The organism is Plesiomonas sp. (assembly GCF_051650925.1).
GTDB lineage: Bacteria > Pseudomonadota > Gammaproteobacteria > Enterobacterales > CAMTGL01 > Plesiomonas.
In genome coordinates this window covers 1-15,024 of record NZ_JBOFRH010000013.1, presented here as the reverse complement: position 1 = coordinate 15,024, position 15,024 = coordinate 1, and the positions used below count along the sequence as shown (strand labels likewise).

Sequence of the window (15,024 nt, the reverse complement as noted above, 5' to 3'; positions counted from 1 at the left end):
TATTGCCAACCGCAGGCGCATGTATCGGTGCGGGAACAGCGTCAGACAGAGGCGATGTCAGATCTTCAGATTGAGAATTAGGCAAAGCATCAGACACCGCGGTAGGAATAGAGCTTGCTTCTACTGGATTGGCTGACTCAGATTGCAACGGCAGAGCAGACTCAAACAACTCTTCATCACTGAGCAGTAATACTGAATCGGTATCATCATTGCTGTCAGCCAGCAAGTGCACATCATCATCAAGATCCAGCGGTGAGCCGTGCTGACGTGTCGGGGTGGATAACATGACATTGACGATATCATCCTCCAACTCAAGATTTTGCTCACCACCGAGCATATCACCGTGCGCTAAATCATTATCAACCAGTGAGGCCAGCTCCTGACTTTCGTGGTTAGTCTGACTCTCTGCCGTACTTTCCTGTGCTTTCGGCGCTAACATTGCCGATTCAAAAGCCGCTTCAGGGAAAGACGCACTCTCTGACGCACCATCAGACTTATTTGCCTTAGCCGATGCTGGATGAGCCTCTGACGATGCTTCCATTTCTGATGACAGAGGATCGGTCTCCGGCTGCAAGGCTGAAGGTGCATAAATAGACTCATCCAGCCCCGCAAACAGTGATGGCGGTTCAGGCAAGGTCTGCGCATCGGTGTCAGTAAGTTCACTATCCGGCACAGAGGCAGTGAAAGAATCATCAAGTAGCACCGTATGTGAGTTAGCCTCAGTACCCGGTTTGCTCTCCTGTGTCGCATCGGCTAACGGCGTACCTACCACAGTAGCATCAGAGCTGCTGTGTTCGCTCAAATCTGAGGCGGTAATCGCGTTCCAGTCAGGGTCAATCAGCAGCTCATCTGAACGGTTCAGATCTGGAGTCTCTTCCGCCAATAAATTAACACTGTCAGGATACGGTACGGTTTTACTTTTATGCTCTTCAAATGCTTGTGACAGCATGTCCTGCTGTTTACGCTGGCGAACCCGATACAAGACCCACAGTAAGAAGCCGATAATGGTCGGCGGGATCACACCGACTGCAATTGCAACCGGCCAACTTTTGGCCATCTGATAAGTCAGTGATGCTGATGATGATTCAAGCTTGTCATATTTGACCTGTAACTCAGCCAACTGTTTTGCTTGCAAGTCAGCCTGCGTCAACCGCGTTGCGGCTTCCTGACGGAAATGCTCCCCTTCAGCCAGTGTCGCCTGCAAAGATTTCATCTCAATACTCAGGGCGCTGACCTGATTATTCAGTTTCAGGTTTTTTTCAGCCAGCAGGGTAATTTCGGCATTTGATTCAACAAGCTGCTGACGAAGATGTTTGAGCTGCTCTTCTGGGCTACCGCCTACGCCATTAGGCTGTGCAGCTTGTGGCGATAACGTTGTATTTCCACTGGCGGTTTGATCCTCTGACGGATTTTCCAGCGCACGGGTTGCCATACTGGCGGCAACAGTCAGTGGGATAACGGCACTGGCACTGCCCTGTCCGACAACTTTTTTATCAACCACGGTATTGTCTGGTGTTTTTACAGCAGAAACGGCGGGTACAGCTGTTGATGCGGTTGCAGGTACTGTGGTGTTTTCTTCCGTGGTATTGCCCGCAGTGGTGGCTGTTCCTGTGGTTAATGCTCCGGTATTCGCCTGCTGATAACGATCAGCCAAATTTCCGGCCGATTTATCAGTCGTGGTTGCAGGTGTTGTCATTACTGGCACAACTGCAGAAGCGGCTATTTCAGATGAAGTTACGGCAGGTGTAAGCGCTTCCTGAGCAGCTGTAGCCGTGCTGTTTATGTCGGTAACCGGGGTGCTACCAGAGCCGGTAAGTGTACTCTTTGTTGCTGACGAGTCTGAAGGCTGCTGTGCATCCCCCAATGATGTTTTGCTATTGTTCTGGCTATTGCTTTGCGCTTTTGGGGATGACGCCGTGTTTGTTGCGTCCGCAGTATTGGGTGCGGCGTTCAAGGCCTGCTGAGGTTGATTTTTCTCACGGCTGTAGGCTTCCCACAACGGTTTTTCACGATCTAAACGTGAGGCAATAACCGAGGTACGTTCGGCGCGCACTTGTGCCAGCGTTGGAATACGTAACCGGCTGCCGGCCTGTAGCCCGTGCAGGTTATTGTTCTCAAAAGCCGACGGGTTGAGGCGATACAGTGCACCGATGGTTTGCTGCACCGAAACCTGATTTGACGGGCGTACCCGACTAGCAATTGACCACAGTGTTTCATTGCTGCGAGTCGGCCCATAAGTTGCCGGAGTACGAGTACGGGTAGTGTGCGGAATCGGCGCTGGCTGTGTCAGCCGTGCTGGTGCTGATGTTGCAACAAGCGGAGCACTGTCCGGCCCGACGACCGGCATTTGATAAGCGCCAACCGGCAGGACTGTGCCGGATAAAACCGCTATTGCAATAAACCGCGCTATTTTCGTGGTGGTCACAACCGATACCCTCTCGCATCAAAATCTATGTTGGTTGAAAATGGCCACTCGGTACGCCACAAAATTGCCGTTATTATCAGCAGATTGTGCTACCTGTTAGCCATTAAGCCTATATTTTGGCATTTCTCCAACGCTTGCCGAATAGCAAGCAAAAAATATGCCGGAAGCGTTAACTTCCAGCATAGTGTCTGTTTCAGGTTTTATGTATGCAGTGGGCTTGTTTAAGCCCGCACAAATACGAGTATATTTCTATTACAAGTATTCGTTTATCAGACGCTCTGCGGTTTGCAGAGCCATCATCGCGCCGCCAAACTGGACGTTATCGGCCACTGACCAAAACTGTACGGCCTGCGGTAACCCGTAATCATTACGCAAACAGCCGATACTCAGGTGCGCAACGCCGCTGGCATCACTGACTTGAGTAGGAAAATCACCCTCTTCCATCAGCGTTAAATCAGCACTGTCGCGCAGCAGATCAGCACAGGTGTGAGTATTCAGTGGGAAGTCTGTTTCTACGGTTACTGACTGGGCATTGCCGTAAAAAACCGGAGTTTGTACGCACTGTGCAACGATAGGCAGCATATCATCCTGCAAAACTTTGCGGGTTTCATCAACCAGACGGCGCTCTTCTCGTGCAAAGCCTTCGTTATCAACGCGAGCTGCACTCGGCAGCATATTGAAGGCCAATTGTTTCGGGAAAATCGATTTCTCGACCGGATAGCCGTTCAGCAAACGTGTTGCCTGCCCTGCCAAATCAGCAACTGCATGCTTGCCCAGCGCCGAGGCGGATTGCAGATTGGTCACGCTCAAGCGTTGTAGCGCACCGGTTTCAATCAGCGGATTCACTGCGGTCAGCAACTGGCATACCGGCGCACTGGCAACTGCGACGATATTGCGGTTACGAAATTCGGCGAGCACATGCGGGTTTACTGACGGTACAACCAATGGCACTGACGGATCAAGGGCAAACAGACCGCTGCTGTCAATGACCAGACAACCGGCATCGGCCGCTTGCTCGGCATGGCGCTCGCTGGCCTCTGCTGAGGCAACAAAAAAGGCCAGTTGTGCCTCTGCCCAGTCGAACTCATCAGCCGACTGTAAGGCGATATTTTTGCCTTTAAACAGCACGGTATCGGCATCACCGGCGCGGCTAACTAACGGGTAAATCTGACCAACAGGGAATTCACTCTCACCCAACAATGTCAGTAGTGCTTCACCTACCGCTCCCGTCGCGCCTAGTATGGCGATATTCCAACCTTCATTCATGCTGTTCTCCGCGGCTTTCGCTGACTTTTGATATTCGATTATACTCTAGTTGACCCCGATTTAAGGGGATCAACGATCGATCATGATACGATGCTACGGCCTGATGGTCACGGCTATTTTTCGGCAACGCAGGCCGAGAACCCGATATTGCGCAGGAATTGTACGCTCTGCAGATTATCACAACAGACCGTCAGTGATGACCATTCGCGCCGCTCAGGATAGTGTTTACGCAGACGATCAAACTCACCCGTGAGCGCCGCGCCACGCCGTAAAGGGGCATCGTCACGCCGAGCATCGTAGACCAGATGAACTAGCCGCATCAGTAACGCCTGATCAATTTCGCCCTGTATCTGCACGTGCGCAATATCTGGCGGTGGTAGCAGAGTCTGCAAATCGGCACGTGCCTGATGGCCGATATGCTGACAATACGCATCAAACACTTGCGCAGTTCCGCGCGCCTTACCTTCAAGGCTATAACCGGCAATATGCGGGGTAGCAATGTCTACAAACGGCAGCAGAGGAAGTAAAATCTGTGGCTCGTTTTCCCATACATCCATAATAAGATGCAGTTTTTTCCCCTGCTGCATGGCGTTAAGCAGTGCTTGGTTATCGACCACCGCGCCGCGTGCGGCATTAATGAGTATGCAGCCATCGGGCAGCGCGGCCAACACATCAGCATTGACAATATGCCGCGTCGGATAATCCCCTGTTTTAATCAGCGGGGTGTGAAAAGTCAGCACATCAGCATGGGCAACAATATGCTCAAAACTAACAAATTCTGCCCCCCCTTCACGCGCGGCACGCGGTGGATCGCATAACAGCGTATTGATGCCCAACGCCTGTAAACGCTGATGTAAGCGTGAGCCTACATTCCCAACCCCGACAATACCCACGGTTTTATCTTGCAGTAAAAAGCCTGACTGTTCTGCCTGTATCAGCAGTGCGGAGATCACATACTCCACCACGCCAACCGCATTACAACCGGGAGCCGACGAAAAGCCGATACCAGATTCAGCCAGCCATGCGGTATCCACATGATCAAAACCTGCAGTTGCCGTGCCAACAAACCCAACCGAGGTTTTTTGCAGCAGGGCCTGATTAACTTGCGTGACTGAGCGAACCATCAGTGCATCAGCATTTGTCAGCACCTCAGTTGGCATTGGCCGACCCGCGACCGGATGCACCCGCCCAATCTGCCCGAACAACTCACGCGCATACGGCATGTTTTCATCAACAACAATATTGAGATTGAGCTGCGGATTTTTCGCAGCATCATTCATACTGGCACTGTTTACACCGGTACTCTTTATACAAATATCGTTCACGAAAGTACTGTTCACAAAAACACTCCATAGCATTGAGTGGAAACCACTGGCTATCGTTTCGCAATAAATATCACCCGATAATCGTCTGGGTGGTTAATGTTATTAACTCACGCATTTCCAGCATATCACACTGATAAATACGCAAGTAAAAAGCAGAATGTCACCATGTATGTACAGTTCACACCGTAAATGTAAATCTTAACTCTCTTGGCGATAGTCTCGTTATGCAAAATCGTCATATAGAAACGGTTGATATACCTGAACTGCGCCACCATATCAGTGTCATAGAGAAAGGTATTCGTGAATTTGCCACAACGTTGGCAAAACACAACATAGGCAAAAGAAGCAACGCTATTAACTTGCGTAGAGCCTATCCCAATAGATACTGAATAAACGCCAATAAATGTTTGAATGTATTGTGCAGCTCATTTTGTCTCGGTCTGCGCGTAAAAACACAACATGTGATGATGGCAAGCAGATGCCTGAGATAAAAATGGCAACTGAAATAGTACTACTGGAATAGGTTTTTAGATGGATGTATCCAAATAACCGGTAAGGATCTCGACGATGAAATGGCAATACGCTGATTTACAACAACGCCTGAGTGCACATACTGGCTGGGATGTTGAAGCACATGCTGACACGCTGTTAATCCGTAATGATGAAGGGTTGGAAGCGTATCTGGCTATCTCTGGTGAGCAAATTTTAGTTGAAAGCCTGCTGTTTAGCACTGAGCAGGTGGCCGATATTGCAGGTCTGAATGCGACAATACTGCGCACACACCAGCTGTTCCCGTTATCAACCATTGCCATCAGTACGATTAATAACGCTGAGTACTACATGGCATTCGGTGCGCTTTCATCTCACTCCTCTTATGAAAATATCGATGCTGAGATTGCCACCTTGTTCCGCAATATTGCGGCATTTATTGACCTTTATGACGATTATTTGAAGTGAGAGAACAACAATGAGTATCTGGAAGAAGTTATTTACCGCAGTAAAAGGTGGCGTGAACGAAACGGCAGAGAGCATTGCCGATAGCCAAGCTTTACGTATTTTGGATCAAGAGATCCGTGAAGCAAAAGATGAGTTACGCCAATCAGATAACGCACTAATTACCATTGTTGCAAAACGAAAATTGGCCGAGCAAAAAGTACAAACGCTTGAGCAAAGCATTAATGAATATGAGCAACATGCCCTAACTGCAATGGAAAAAGGCGAAGAGACGCTGGCGCTTGAGTGCGCAGAGCGTGTCAGCAAACTGCGCAGTGAGCAAGAGAGCGAACAGCAGTATCTTGACCAGTTTGGCACTTCAGAAACGACCCTGCGTACCAATATCACGCAAGCAAAAGAGAAGTTGCGCCAGCTCGAACAGCAAGTTGATATGGTCAAAGCCACTGAAACAGTCCAAAAAGCACAAGCGTCTGTTTCTGCCCGTAATGTGGGTGCAAACTCTAAAATGCGCACCGCGGTAGAATCGCTCGATCGCATTAAGCAAAAGCAGGCAGAGCAGCAGGCAAAATTGGAAGCAGCCAGTGAGCAACATGCTCAAGAAAGTGGTGATGCACTACAGGCTAAACTCAAGCAAGCCGGTATTGGTGGTGCACCTACTAGCTCGGCAAAAGATGAACTAGCCCGTATTATGGCGCGTAAAAACGGCAATTAATACGCGATCATCTTGCTAACCCAAGCCCAGTCAGTGCCGTGCACCGTCTGGGCTTTTGACTATATTTACCTGTCAGGAAACCACCGTATGTTTGACTGGTTTAAGAAAAAAACACCCCCAGTTTCTGCTGCGCCAAGTGCCCCCGAAGTGCTGGGTTTACGCTTAGGTGGCGCGATTGAATTTGATGATTTGGCTCTGCGCCTGATTGAACCGCATGTGATTTTTGAAGGCGCAGCACGCAGCCAAATTATTCAGGCCGTCGGCGAGGTACAGCTTGATAATAACAGCCGCCTACTGCGTTTCTACACGGATGACGATGGCTTTGTGCAAGTGCTGCAACAAGGCGGAACACAAGATATAGACGTCGTTGATGTCAAATTATGGTATTTCTACGAAACCTGTGCCATTGATACGCAAACCAAGTGGGATCAAACCCTCGCACAAGAGATAGTCAAACCCACATGGGAGCTGGAAGGTGAGCAGTTCAGTAAAGTTTGGCATAATGAACGCCCTGTTGCGATGACAGAGAAAACTTGGAGTACCGGTACACAATTTCCTGCTGAAACCGACCAATTTGTTATGCTGTATCAGCGCCAAGCCAATGACAGTGTTGATGAATTTGTGATGATCTCAGGCGAAGAGAAACAGATCTTTAACGATCAAGAGCGCGCATTAGTGATCAGCACCGGAATAAACCTTACCGCCAGTGATTTTAGTGTAATTTAAGACTGGTATACCCTGTATGCCATACACTGTGCACCATTAACACGATGAGTGTGTTGTTAGAATTAACCCTGTGCCAAGGAGGACTCTGTGTCACTATTGTCAGGATTAGGATCATTTGCTCTCTACTTTTTTGCATCTCTTTTTATGCTAATGCTATTCAAATGGGTTTACGTAAAAATCACCCCTTACGATGAATGGACGCTGGTCAAAGAAGAGAAAAATGTTGCCGCCGCAATTACCCTATCAGGTGCATTTATCGGCTACAGTCTGGCGATTGCCAGTGCCGCCAGCAACTCTGTCAGTGTGTTTGATTTTATCGTCTGGGGAATAGTGGCAATGCTGGCACAGGTCATCGCCTTCTTGATTGTGCGCTTTGGTTTTATGCCCAGCTTTGCCGAACGCATCACCAATAATGAAACCGGTGCGGCAATATTAATGGCGAGCATGTCTATCTCTGTTGGTTTGCTCAACGCAGCCTGCATGACTTATTAAAGGAGAGCAGAATGAAACGCAGCCAGACAATTCTGCGGGAAAAACTACGCAAAAGTTGGCGACCGTTTAACCTTGCCCCGCTGTCGGTAGCGGTTGCTGGTTTGGTGCTGGCAGGGTGCGGCGAAGAAGCACAACCACAAATTTCAGCGGAAGTGTTTAAAAATCTCTCTGATTGCATCAACCAAAACCCAGAACTTGCCGCTGAGTGCCAGAGCGCATACCAAAATGCACTGGCAGAGGCAGCAAAAACTGCCCCTAAATATAACTCAGCAGCCGATTGTAATGCCGAGTTTGGTGCAGGACAGTGCATACAATCACCCGGTACCAATTGGTTTATGCCGATGATGGCAGGCTATATGTTCGGCAAAATGATGAACAGTGGTCGGCCAAGTTACAGCAATGTGCCGGTATTTACCCCGAAAAACCCTAATAACCGTAACTACGGTTCTTGGACAACGGCAGACGGCTACAGTTATGGCAAAGCTGGCAGTAACAGCCGCGTTGTGCTCGACAATAATGCGCTGAAATCCAAACCTGCCACCACCCGCACCATTTCACGCGGTGGATTTGGATCAACAGTTGAAGCGAAATCAAACTGGGGCAGTAAAGAGAGCTCACGCTCTTACTCATCAGGAAAAAGCAGCAGCTCCAGCCGCAGCTGGGGGGGATAATGTTTCGAATACCCTGTAAAGAGCGACCACATTGGCGACAACAGGCCGCCGAATTTGGTTTTGGTTTTCATACCATGTACGGCGAGCCCTACTGGGATGAAACCGCCTACTACCAATTCAGTCTGCAACAAATTGAAGAGGATTTAGAGCAACCCACTCAAGAGCTTCATCAAATGTGCCTTGAGGTTGTTGATCAGGTGGTGCGTGATGAAGCATTGCTGCGTCGCTTTCAAATCCCCCAACCTCTCTGGCAACAGGTTGCAGATTCGTGGCACCGGCGGGATCCTAGCCTCTATTCACGGCTTGATCTGGCCTACGACGGCCAATCACCGGCCAAGTTGTACGAAAATAATGCCGATACCCCAACTTCACTGTTTGAAACGGCTTTCTGGCAGTGGTTGTGGCTAGAAGATAATGTCGATCGCGGCCAGTTACGGCGTGATAGTGATCAATTCAATCGGGTACAAGATGCGCTAATCCAGCGGTTTCATCAGCTTGCACCGAATAGCCCGCATACTTTGCACTTTACCTGCTGCCAAGATACCGAAGAAGATCGCGGGACAGTGCAATATCTGGAAGACTGCGCTAAAGAAGCCGGGCTAAACACCAAATTCGTGTTTATCGAAGAGATTGGCCTAGGCGAAAACGGCCGCTTTACTGATAGCGATGATCAGATTATCGAATGGATGTTCAAACTCTATCCGTGGGAGTTTATGATGCGTGAAGGCTACGCCGAACATCTGCACAGCGCGCAGGTGAACTGGTTAGAGCCCATGTGGAAATCGATTATCTCAAATAAAGCTCTGCTGCCAATGCTGTGGAAGCTGTTTCCGCATCATCCAAACCTGTTAGCCTCCTATTTCTCCGATGATCCGGCCAAATCAGCACTGACAGATTACGTGGTCAAACCGCTATTTTCCCGTGAAGGGGCAAATATCAGTATCGTGCAGAATAACCAAACGGTGTATGAGGTGGATGGCCCGTATGGTGATGAGGGCATGATCTATCAGGCCTATCATCCGTTGCCTAAATTTGCCGATAACTATACCCTGATTGGCAGTTGGCTAATTGATGATCAACCCGCGGGGATTGCGATCCGCGAAGATGCCTCACTGATCACCCAAGATCTCTCCCGCTATTTACCGCATGCGATTATCGGGTAGCTCTTAATCGATAAAAAAACCGCCGACAGCTTACACTGCGGCGGTTTTTTTGTATTACAAAGTCAGTGAAACATCACTGACTCTGTATACGCTTAGTTTGACGGACGGCGACGTGGCTGACCGCTATTTGGACGACGATCAGAAGCTGACGCATCACGATCACGGCGCGGACGGCCTTCATTACCATACGGGCCTTGAGAGTACGGGCCGCTGCTACGTGATTCTGAATTACCCTCACGGCGCGGTGCTGCACCGCTACGACCACGGCCATTACCCTGACCCTGACCACCGCTACGACCGCGACCATTACCCTGACGACCATTGGCAATCGGTTCAGCACGAATTGATGGATCTGGCTCAAAACCATCAATCGCCTGCTTTGGAATTTCACGCTTTAATAAGCGCTCAATATCACGCAGCAATTTGTGTTCATCAACACAAACCAGCGACAATGCCAGACCTTCGCAACCGGCACGACCAGTACGGCCGATACGGTGCACATAGTCTTCAGCCACGTTTGGCAACTCAAAGTTCACCACATACGGTAGCTGATCAATATCCAGACCCCGTGCAGCAATATCAGTTGCAACCAGTACTCGCACTTTACCGGATTTAAAATCATCCAGTGCACGGGTACGAGCACCTTGGCTCTTGTTGCCGTGAATTGCTGCTGAGGTAATACCATCACGCTCAAGCTGCTCAGAAAGATGGTTTGCGCCGTGCTTAGTACGGGTAAACACCAGCACCTGACGCCACTGATCTTTACCAATCAGGTATGACAGCAGTTCACGCTTACGCTTGCGGTCAACCAAATGCACACGCTGTTCAACCTGCTCAGAAGCGGTATTACGGCGAGCCACTTCAATAAGCTGTGGATTTTTCAGTAATTTATCAGCCAGACCTTTAATGTCATCAGAAAACGTTGCTGAGAACAGCAGGTTCTGACGCTTGTTTGGCAGGTAAGCTAAAACCTTACGAATATCATGGATAAAGCCCATATCGAGCATACGATCGGCTTCATCCAGCACCAGCGTTTCAACTTTTGCCAGTGATACTGCATTTTGCTGTACCAGATCGAGCAAACGACCCGGTGTTGCTACCAACACATCAACACCACTACGCAGTTTCATCATCTGCGGGTTGATGCTCACGCCGCCGAACACAACCAGTGAACGGATTGGCAGGTATTTACTGTACTCGCGTACGTTCTCCCACACCTGAGCGGCCAGCTCACGCGTTGGAGTTAAAATCAGAGCCCGCACAGGACGACGCCCTTTAGGCTGCGGCTGCGTGCTTAATTGCTGCAATAAAGGCAGGGTAAAACCTGCTGTTTTGCCTGTTCCCGTTTGGGCGCTGGCCATAATATCGCGGCCTTGCAGCACCACCGGAATGGCCTGACGCTGAATCGGGGTGGGCTGGCTATAACCCTGTTCAGCAACTGCGCGTAACAACTCATCGCACAGGCCAAGAGAATCAAATGATTCCATGTTTTCAACAGACATAAAAATTATGCTCCCGAACTCAGCTTCCCACAATGATTGCGGGTCGGTCTCCTGCTGAGTTCATTATCAGGGCGCGGCAAATTGCCTACGCCAACATGAGGTACAGACCGAGGCGTACCACAGGGGGGGGATTGTAGCAGAGGATCGGCTTTGATGTGAGTTTAATCACAAAGCACACGGTTACGGCGGTGTACCCGTACAGCAAAATCCGTTTCACAGGCAAATTGATCCTGAGCCCGTAAAAATTCCCACACAGATTCAGCCGCACGCCAAGCAAACGGCGTCATCTGTAACAAGGCTTCGGCTGCTGAACCACTGAGCATCATCGGGTACGATAACCGCAGATCTTCAACCAGTGTAAAACCATCAAGGTGTTCATCTGCACACGGGTGCAGCACCACATCCCCATAAACCTGCTCTTTGAGTTGATACAAATGGCGCGGCGCAGGTGAAACGGTAATCACAATTCCGCCCTCTCTGAGCGTGCGTGCCAGCTCTGCGGCATTACAGGGGGCATAAATACGCACCACAGCATCAAGGCTCTGATCGTTAAACGGCAAACGCTGGCTAGACGCGACACAAAAATCGCACTGTGGGTAACGCTTGGCTGCATAGCGGATCGCCACTTTCGAGATATCCAGCCCAATGACACGGGTGGATAAAGAGGCATCAGTGGCCAACGCCGCTTGGCCTACTCCAGCCTGCGGTAAAGAGAGCGCATCAGCAAATGCAGAGGTGTAATACCCCTCACCACAGCCAATATCTAATAGCGTTAACGCACGGTCGTCTTGCGGCTGATTATCTGCCCGTAATGTCTCTACTAATAGAGAAGCCACTTTATCGCGCAACGGCTGGTAATATCCGGCATCTAAAAATGCGCGACGCGCCTGCATCATCTCTTTGTTATCTCCCGGATTTTTCGAGCGTTTATGCTGTACCGGCATTAAATTGACATAGCCCTCTTTGGCACAATCAAACTGGTGATGATTAGCACAGCACCACTGCTGACTATTTTGCACCGTTTTTTGTGCCAAGGGTTGGTGACAAAGAGGGCACTGGTAAGCTAAAGCACGCAACATAGATAATCCTAACAACAACATCGGGTAAGCAAGGCAAAAGTGACAAGCGAAAACGACAGTATATCGAGCAACGCTATACCGAGGCTATTGATAATAGCGCTACATGGGTGGGATGCAGAGAAAAATAAGACAAAAAAATAGCCTGAGAAACTCAGGCTATTTTTCCAGTGTATGCGATGCAATATATGATGTCTGCCGTATAAGGCTTATATTTTCCGTTATCATGCCATCTTAATTAATGGTTTGCTGATAGCATCATAACGCGCATATACGGCGCAACTGTCATAAGATCAGCAGTAAAATCATTACTGCTTAAATTTACGCATCACCAGTGTGGCATTGGTACCGCCAAAACCGAAGCTGTTTGACATAATAGTCGTCAGCTCACGCTCGGTAGTTTCAGTGATGATATTCAGCCCTGCTGCTTGCTCATCAAGCTGATCAATGTTGATGCTTGGCGCAATAAAGCTGTGCTCCATCATCAGCAGACTGTAAATAGCTTCATGCACACCCGCCGCGCCCAGCGCATGGCCGGTCATCGCTTTGGTTGCTGAAATAGCTGGGCAAGCATCACCAGCAAACATCTCTTGAATTGCACCTAGCTCTTTTACATCGCCAACCGGAGTAGATGTGCCGTGGGTATTGATGTAATCAATTGGGGTATCAACACCGTGCATTGCCATCTTCATGCAGCGTACTGCGCCCTCACCTGACGGTGCGACCATGTCGTAACCATCTGATGTTGCACCGTAGCCAACGATTTCTGCATAAATTTTCGCACCACGTGCCAGCGCATGCTCCAGCTCTTCCACCACGACCATGCCGCCGCCGCCAGAGATAACAAAACCATCACGGCCTGCATCATAAGTACGAGAAGCCAGCTCTGGTGTTTCATTATATTTGGTTGACAGTGCACCCATGGCATCAAATTCCATCGCCATTGACCAGTCAAGCTCTTCGCCGCCACCAGCAAACACGATGTCTTGTTTACCCAGTTGGATCTGCTCAACCGCATGACCAATACAGTGTGCTGATGTCGCACAGGCTGAACTGATAGAGTAGTTGATACCACGAATTTTAAACGGCGTTGCCAAGCAAGCTGAAACGCCTGAGGTCATGGTTTTTGGCACCATATACGGGCCAACACCACGCAGACCGCGTGAGCGCATAGCATCAGCGGCAGCAATTTGATTGCGTGGCGAACCACCACCGGTACCGACAACCAGACCTGTACGGTCATTAGAGACCAGCTCATCGCTCAAACCGGCATCGGTAATCGCTTCTTGCATTGCAAGATAAGCAAATGCGGAAGCATCGCTCATAAAACGGTACACTTTACGATCAATCAGGCCGGTGAGATCTAATTTGATATCGCCCCAAACCTGACTGCGCATGTTCATGTCACGCAGCGTTTCGGAGAAAGTGATACCAGAGCGACCGGCTTTCAACGAATCCAGAACTTCTGCTTTATTATTCCCGATGCTGGAAACGATTCCGAATCCTGTAATTACGGCTCTTTTCATGCCTAAAACATCCTTAACGCTTTGCAATTGGCCAAAGTTTAACGGTTTTGTTGTCGAGAAGTGGTCAGCTTTCCACATTTTGTCGAGTGGTCGGTGCTGTTACAATACCGTCAAGTTCCATTTTTGAGTTTACTTACAGTGAACAACTCTTTGATTCAACAGGCAACTCTGCATTTTAACGAACAAGGTACGCCAGTCTCTTCTGAATTTGGTGATGTCTATTTTTCCAACGATAATGGGCTGGAAGAGACGCAATATGTCTTTCTTGATGGGAATCAGCTGCCCGAGCGCTGGCACTCACACGAAGCACACGCCTTTATTATTGCTGAAACCGGTTTTGGTACGGGCCTTAATTTTCTGACAGTATGGCAGGCTTTTCGTCAATTCAAGATGGAAAACCCACATGCTGCGTTAAAACGTCTGCATTTTATCAGTTTTGAGAAGTTTCCGTTATCAATCTCTGACCTGCAATTGGCGCACCAGTCATGGCCACAATTGGCCGATCTCTGTAATGAATTACATCAGCACTGGCCGCTTCCCCTCTCTGGTTGTCAGCGGATGCTGCTTGATCAAGGCACTGTGGTGCTTGATTTATGGTTTGGAGATGTTAATCAGACTCTGCCGGCACTCAACCACAGTTATGATCGCAGTATTGATGCGTGGTTTTTAGATGGTTTTGCACCGTCAAAAAACCCCGATATGTGGCAACAAACCCTGTTTGAACAGATGGTGCGGCTAACGCGTGATTCAGGCACATTTGCAACCTTTACCGCCGCAGGCTTTGTACGTCGCGGGCTGCAAGCGGCCGGTTTTAGCGTGATACGTCGTAAAGGCTTTGCACATAAACGCGAAATGTTGCACGGACATGTTGCCGACAGAGTGTTATTCCCGTTATCAGATCACATACCAACAGCACCGATTGCTGCCTGCTATGCACGCCCCAAAGCCAGCCACTTGCAGGATGTTGCTATTATCGGCGGCGGGATTGCCAGTGCGCTGCTGGCACATGCTCTGATGCAGCGCGGCGCGCAAGTCACCTTATATTGCGCCGATACAAAAGCGGCGCAAGGTGCATCGGGGAATCGTCAGGGGGCACTGTATCCACTGCTCAATGGTGAGAAAAATGCACTGGCACGCTTTTTTGCGCATGCATTCACTTTTGCGCGCCAGCAGTATGATGCACTGG

At 49.4% G+C, this 15,024-nt stretch carries 13 protein-coding genes; 7 read left to right on the top strand and 6 right to left on the bottom strand.

Translation table 11 applies throughout. From position 1 onward, the window contains the following. From ACRC27_RS00335 to pdxB, 3 genes are all read right to left on the bottom strand, one after another. The coding region (locus ACRC27_RS00335) for a FimV/HubP family polar landmark protein (RefSeq protein WP_438638789.1) at nucleotides 1-2,425 on the bottom strand (2,425 nt) is incomplete at its 3' end. 252 nt (nucleotides 2,426-2,677) lie between these two features. Next, entirely contained in the window at nucleotides 2,678-3,691 is a 1,014-nt protein-coding gene (locus tag ACRC27_RS00330; protein ID WP_438621631.1) for an aspartate-semialdehyde dehydrogenase, read from the bottom strand. A 113-nt stretch (nucleotides 3,692-3,804) separates the two neighbouring features. Beyond that, the gene (gene pdxB, locus ACRC27_RS00325) at nucleotides 3,805-4,971 is read right to left on the bottom strand and encodes a 4-phosphoerythronate dehydrogenase PdxB (protein ID WP_438638791.1); all 1,167 of its coding nucleotides are present in this window, start codon (nucleotides 4,969-4,971) and stop codon (nucleotides 3,805-3,807) included. Nucleotides 4,972-5,583: 612 nt separating this feature from the next. Between pdxB and ACRC27_RS00320 the strand changes: the two genes are divergently transcribed. The 6 genes from ACRC27_RS00320 to ACRC27_RS00295 all read left to right on the top strand — a co-directional run bounded on the left by ACRC27_RS00320 (nucleotide 5,584) and on the right by ACRC27_RS00295 (nucleotide 9,734). Continuing rightward, nucleotides 5,584-5,973: a DUF2170 family protein gene (locus ACRC27_RS00320; protein WP_438621630.1), complete on the top strand. Its 390-nt coding sequence runs from the start codon at nucleotides 5,584-5,586 to the stop codon at nucleotides 5,971-5,973. Nucleotides 5,974-5,983: 10 nt separating this feature from the next. Continuing rightward, entirely contained in the window at nucleotides 5,984-6,682 is a 699-nt protein-coding gene (locus tag ACRC27_RS00315) for a PspA/IM30 family protein (RefSeq protein WP_438621629.1), read from the top strand. Nucleotides 6,683-6,769: 87 nt separating this feature from the next. Then, nucleotides 6,770-7,408 (top strand): YjfK family protein, encoded by a 639-nt coding sequence (locus ACRC27_RS00310; protein ID WP_438621628.1) that lies wholly within the window; start codon nucleotides 6,770-6,772, stop codon nucleotides 7,406-7,408. An 87-nt stretch (nucleotides 7,409-7,495) separates the two neighbouring features. Next, on the top strand, nucleotides 7,496-7,900 hold the full coding sequence (locus ACRC27_RS00305) for a DUF350 domain-containing protein (protein ID WP_438621627.1): 405 nt from the start codon (nucleotides 7,496-7,498) through the stop codon (nucleotides 7,898-7,900). An 11-nt stretch (nucleotides 7,901-7,911) separates the two neighbouring features. Next, complete coding sequence (locus tag ACRC27_RS00300) at nucleotides 7,912-8,571, top strand: DUF1190 family protein (RefSeq protein WP_438621626.1); 660 nt, start codon at nucleotides 7,912-7,914, stop codon at nucleotides 8,569-8,571. After that, nucleotides 8,571-9,734, top strand: a complete 1,164-nt coding sequence (locus tag ACRC27_RS00295; RefSeq protein WP_438621625.1) for a glutathionylspermidine synthase family protein — start codon at nucleotides 8,571-8,573, stop codon at nucleotides 9,732-9,734. Before ACRC27_RS00300 ends, ACRC27_RS00295 begins: the two co-directional genes overlap by 1 nt. 92 nt (nucleotides 9,735-9,826) lie before the next feature. On the opposite strand, the gene rhlE is transcribed toward ACRC27_RS00295, so the two are convergent. From rhlE to fabB, 3 genes are all read right to left on the bottom strand, one after another. Then, entirely contained in the window at nucleotides 9,827-11,236 is a 1,410-nt protein-coding gene (gene rhlE, locus ACRC27_RS00290; RefSeq protein WP_438621624.1) for an ATP-dependent RNA helicase RhlE, read from the bottom strand. 161 nt (nucleotides 11,237-11,397) lie between these two features. Further along, nucleotides 11,398-12,315 (bottom strand): 23S rRNA (guanine(745)-N(1))-methyltransferase, encoded by a 918-nt coding sequence (rlmA, locus tag ACRC27_RS00285; RefSeq protein ID WP_438631621.1) that lies wholly within the window; start codon nucleotides 12,313-12,315, stop codon nucleotides 11,398-11,400. Nucleotides 12,316-12,620: 305 nt separating this feature from the next. After that, nucleotides 12,621-13,838, bottom strand: coding sequence for a beta-ketoacyl-ACP synthase I (fabB, locus tag ACRC27_RS00280; RefSeq protein WP_438631619.1), 1,218 nt, complete (start codon nucleotides 13,836-13,838; stop codon nucleotides 12,621-12,623). A 138-nt stretch (nucleotides 13,839-13,976) separates the two neighbouring features. Here fabB and mnmD point away from each other — a divergent pair. Then, nucleotides 13,977-15,024: tRNA (5-methylaminomethyl-2-thiouridine)(34)-methyltransferase MnmD (gene mnmD, locus ACRC27_RS00275; protein ID WP_438638788.1), on the top strand; the 1,048-nt coding region annotated here is incomplete at its 3' end.

Coding starts and splice junctions, on each gene's coding strand:
- ACRC27_RS00330 (WP_438621631.1), bottom strand. CDS start 3,691: ATGAATGAAGGTTGGAATATCGCCATACTAGGCGCGACGGGAGCGGTA.
- ACRC27_RS00300 (WP_438621626.1), top strand. CDS start 7,912: ATGAAACGCAGCCAGACAATTCTGCGGGAAAAACTACGCAAAAGTTGG.
- ACRC27_RS00320 (WP_438621630.1), top strand. CDS start 5,584: ATGAAATGGCAATACGCTGATTTACAACAACGCCTGAGTGCACATACT.
- rlmA (WP_438631621.1), bottom strand. CDS start 12,315: ATGTTGCGTGCTTTAGCTTACCAGTGCCCTCTTTGTCACCAACCCTTG.
- fabB (WP_438631619.1), bottom strand. CDS start 13,838: ATGAAAAGAGCCGTAATTACAGGATTCGGAATCGTTTCCAGCATCGGG.
- ACRC27_RS00315 (WP_438621629.1), top strand. CDS start 5,984: ATGAGTATCTGGAAGAAGTTATTTACCGCAGTAAAAGGTGGCGTGAAC.
- ACRC27_RS00310 (WP_438621628.1), top strand. CDS start 6,770: ATGTTTGACTGGTTTAAGAAAAAAACACCCCCAGTTTCTGCTGCGCCA.
- pdxB (WP_438638791.1), bottom strand. CDS start 4,971: ATGAATGATGCTGCGAAAAATCCGCAGCTCAATCTCAATATTGTTGTT.
- ACRC27_RS00295 (WP_438621625.1), top strand. CDS start 8,571: ATGTTTCGAATACCCTGTAAAGAGCGACCACATTGGCGACAACAGGCC.
- rhlE (WP_438621624.1), bottom strand. CDS start 11,236: ATGTCTGTTGAAAACATGGAATCATTTGATTCTCTTGGCCTGTGCGAT.